The 3,532-nt window shown below is 72.9% G+C and carries 2 protein-coding genes; both read left to right on the forward strand.

From position 1 onward, the window contains the following. Nucleotides 1-242 precede the first annotated feature (242 nt). Entirely contained in the window at nucleotides 243-1,346 is a 1,104-nt protein-coding gene (locus H5J30_RS22390; protein ID WP_181789182.1) for a chitinase, read from the forward strand. Nucleotides 1,347-1,488: 142 nt separating this feature from the next. Then, nucleotides 1,489-3,532 (forward strand): glycoside hydrolase family 2 TIM barrel-domain containing protein (locus tag H5J30_RS22395; protein ID WP_181789183.1); only part of this gene is annotated, 2,044 nt, incomplete at its 3' end.

Raw genomic sequence — 3,532 nt, forward strand, 5'->3', positions numbered from 1 at the left:
GCGGGGCCTTCGGGGGCGTCCGGACCTGCGGGGATTCCCGTGTCGTACGTGGTGGGCATGGGCGGCACGCTAGGCAACGCCACGAACTCGCGGGTGAACGCGGCAAGAACAGCTCCCCCGCACCCCGCTCCCGCGATCTTTGGTCCAGACCTCTTGACGAAAGGTCTGGACCAACTTACGTTGTGCCGCAGCGCAACACGTACCTCTCCTGGCAACCCCACAGCCCAGAAGGCGAGCGTGTCATGCAGTCTGCGATCAGCCGGACGCTGCGTCTCTTCGGCATCGGCCTCACCCTGGCGCTCGCCGCCCAGCTCCCCGCCGCGGCGGCGACCCCGCCGGAACCGGCGGGGCCCGCGGCGGCACGAACGGCGGCGGAACCCGCGGCGGCCGAGACCTGCCCCACCAAACCCAGGCCCGCGGGCAAGATCCTGCAGGGCTACTGGGAGAACTGGGACGGCGCCGCCAACGGTGTCCACCCGCCGTTCGGCTGGACACCGATCACCGACCCCGACATCCGCACCCACGGCTACAACGTCATCAACGCCGCCTTCCCCGTCATCCTCTCGGACGGCACGGTCAAGTGGGAGGACGGGATGGACAGCACGGTGAAGGTCGCCACTCCCGCCGAGATGTGCGAGGCCAAGGCGAACGGCGCCACGATCCTCATGTCGCTCGGCGGCGCCGCGGCCGGCGTCGACCTCAGCTCCAGCGCCGTCGCCGACCGGGTCGTCGCCACGCTGGTGCCGATCCTCAAGCAGTACAACTTCGACGGCATCGACATCGACATCGAGACCGGCCTCGTGGGCAGCGGCAACATCAACCAGCTCTCGCCCTCGCAGGCCAACCTCATCCGCATCATCGACGGCGTCCTGGCCCAGATGCCCGACGGCTTCGGCCTGACCATGGCGCCCGAGACGGCGTACGTCACCGGCGGCAGCGTGGTCTACGGCTCGATCTGGGGCGCGTACCTGCCGATCATCAAGAAGTACGCGGACAACGGCCGGCTGTGGTGGCTCAACATGCAGTACTACAACGGCAGCATGTACGGCTGCTCGGGCGACTCGTACCAGGCGGGCACCGTGCAGGGCTTCGTCGCCCAGACCGAGTGCCTGGACCGCGGCCTCGTCGTGCAGGGCACCACCATCCGCGTCCCGTACGACAAGCAGGCCCCCGGCCTGCCCGCGCAGCCCGGCGCGGGCGGCGGCCACATGGCGCCCGGCCTCGTCTCGCAGGCGTGGAGCCACTTCGGCGGCGCCCTCAAGGGCCTGATGACCTGGTCGATCAACTGGGACGGCTCGCGCAGCTGGTCCTTCGGCGACAACGTCAAGTCGCTGCAGGGCCGCTGACGGACACGCCCCGGCCGCTCGTCCCCCACGGCGAGCGGCCGGGGCGGCACCGGGGCACAGACCCTAAAGTCCAACCGGTGTCCGGAAAGTCCAATGGATCGGGGCGCGGCGTCCGTTGTGCCGCGCCCCTCGGCGGGATCAGATGGATCTCATGCACGATCCGGCTCTCCCCGCCCACGAGGACGTCGCACCCGGCACCGGCACCCTGCCGCCGCGCGCCTGGTACGCCCGCTCCGACGCCGCCCGGCTGCCGCTCGACGGGGCCTGGCGCTTCCGGCTCTCCCCCACCGCGACCACCCACGACACGTCCTTCGCCGAACCCGGCCACGACACCTCCGGCTGGGACGAGATCGCCGTCCCCGGGCACTGGGTGCTCCAGGGCGGCGGCCGGCACGGCGCGCCCGCGTACACCAACACCCCGTACCCCTTCCCGGTCGACCCGCCGCGGGTGCCGGCCGAGAACCCGACCGGCGACCACCTGCGCACCTTCGACCTGCCCGCCGGCTGGCCGGCCGCCACGCCGCCCGCGGCGGAGGCCGTGCTGCGCTTCGACGGCGTGGAGTCGCACGCGCGGGTCTGGCTCAACGGGACGGAGCTGGGCGAGTTCAAGGGCTCGCGGCTGCCGCACGAGTTCGCCGTCGGCGCGCTGCTGCGCCCCGCGGGCAACGTGCTGGCCGTCCGCGTCCACCAGTGGTCCTCCGGGTCCTATCTGGAGGACCAGGACCAGTGGTGGCTGCCCGGGATCTTCCGCGGCGTCACGCTGCTGCACCGGCCCGCGGGCGCCGTGCGGGACTTCTTCGTGCACACCTCGTACGACCACGCGGCCGGCACCGGCACGCTGCGCGTCGACTGCGCGCCCGGCGGCCGGGTCACCGTGCCGGAGCTGGGCGTCGACGTGGCCACCGGCGAGTCGGTGACGCTGCCGGTCGAGCCGTGGACCGCCGAGACCCCGCGGCTCTACGGTGCCGAGCTGGCCACCGCCGGCGAGCGGATCCCGCTGCGCGTGGGCTTTCGCACCGTCGCCGTCGAGGACGGCGTGCTGAAGGTCAACGGCCGCCGCATCCTGCTGCGCGGCGTGAACCGGCACGAGTTCCACTCCGAGCACGGCCGCGCCGTCGACGAGGCGACGATGCGTGCGGACGTGCTGCTGATGAAGCGGCACAACATCAACGCCGTACGCACCAGCCACTACCCGCCGCACCCGGCGTTCCTCGACCTCTGCGACGAACTGGGGCTGTGGGTGGTCGACGAGTGCGACCTGGAGACGCACGGCTTCGGCGCCCTCGGCTGGCGCGGCAACCCGGTCGCCGACGAGCGCTGGACCCCGGCGCTGCTGGACCGCGCGGAGCGGATGGTCGAGCGGGACAAGAACCACCCGTCGGTCGTCATGTGGTCGCTGGGCAACGAGTGCGGCGCCGGCGCCGGGCTGACCGCCATGGCCGACTGGATCCGCGCCCGGGACCCCGGCCGACCGCTGCACTACGAGGGCGACCCGACCAGCCGCGACGCCGACGTCTACTCGCGTATGTACGCCGACCACGACGAGGTGCGCCGCATCGGCGAGCGCACCGAGGACCCCCTCGACGACCCGGCGCTGGACGCCCGCAGGCGCGCGCAGCCGTTCGTGCTCTGCGAGTACGCGCACGCCATGGGCAACGGCCCCGGCGGGCTGGCCGACTACCAGCGGCTGTTCGAGACGTACGAGCGCTGCCAGGGCGGCTTCGTCTGGGAGTGGATCGACCACGGCCTCGCCCACCCCGAGCTGGGCTTCGCCTACGGCGGCGACTTCGGCGAGGAGCTGCATGACGGCAACTTCGTCTGCGACGGGCTGCTGTTCCCGGACCGCACGCCGTCGCCGGGGCTCGTGGAGTTCGGCCACGTGATCCGGCCGGTGCGCATCGAGAGCGGGGACTCCCCGAACCAGGCCGTCGTCACCAACCTGCACGACTTCGCCGGCCTCGACCACCTCGCCTTCACCTGGACGTACGCGGTGGACGGCGCCGCGGTCGAGGGCGGTTCCGCCGCGGTGCCGCCGCTGGCGCCGGGCGAGAGCGCGAAGGTCGAGCTGCCCGTGCCCGGCGCGGTGCCCGCCGGCGAGGCGCAGTGGACCGTCACCGCCCGGCTCGCCGCGGAGACCGCCTGGGCGAGCGCGGGGCACGTCGTGGCGAGCGGGCAGTGGCCGGCCG

This window comes from Streptomyces phytophilus (genome assembly GCF_013870535.1).
GTDB classification, from domain to species: Bacteria; Actinomycetota; Actinomycetes; order Streptomycetales; family Streptomycetaceae; genus Streptomyces; species Streptomyces phytophilus.

Bases quoted from the DNA above. Each gene is read 5' to 3' on its own strand.
- H5J30_RS22390 (WP_181789182.1), top strand. From the start codon at position 243: ATGCAGTCTGCGATCAGCCGGACGCTGCGTCTCTTCGGCATCGGCCTC.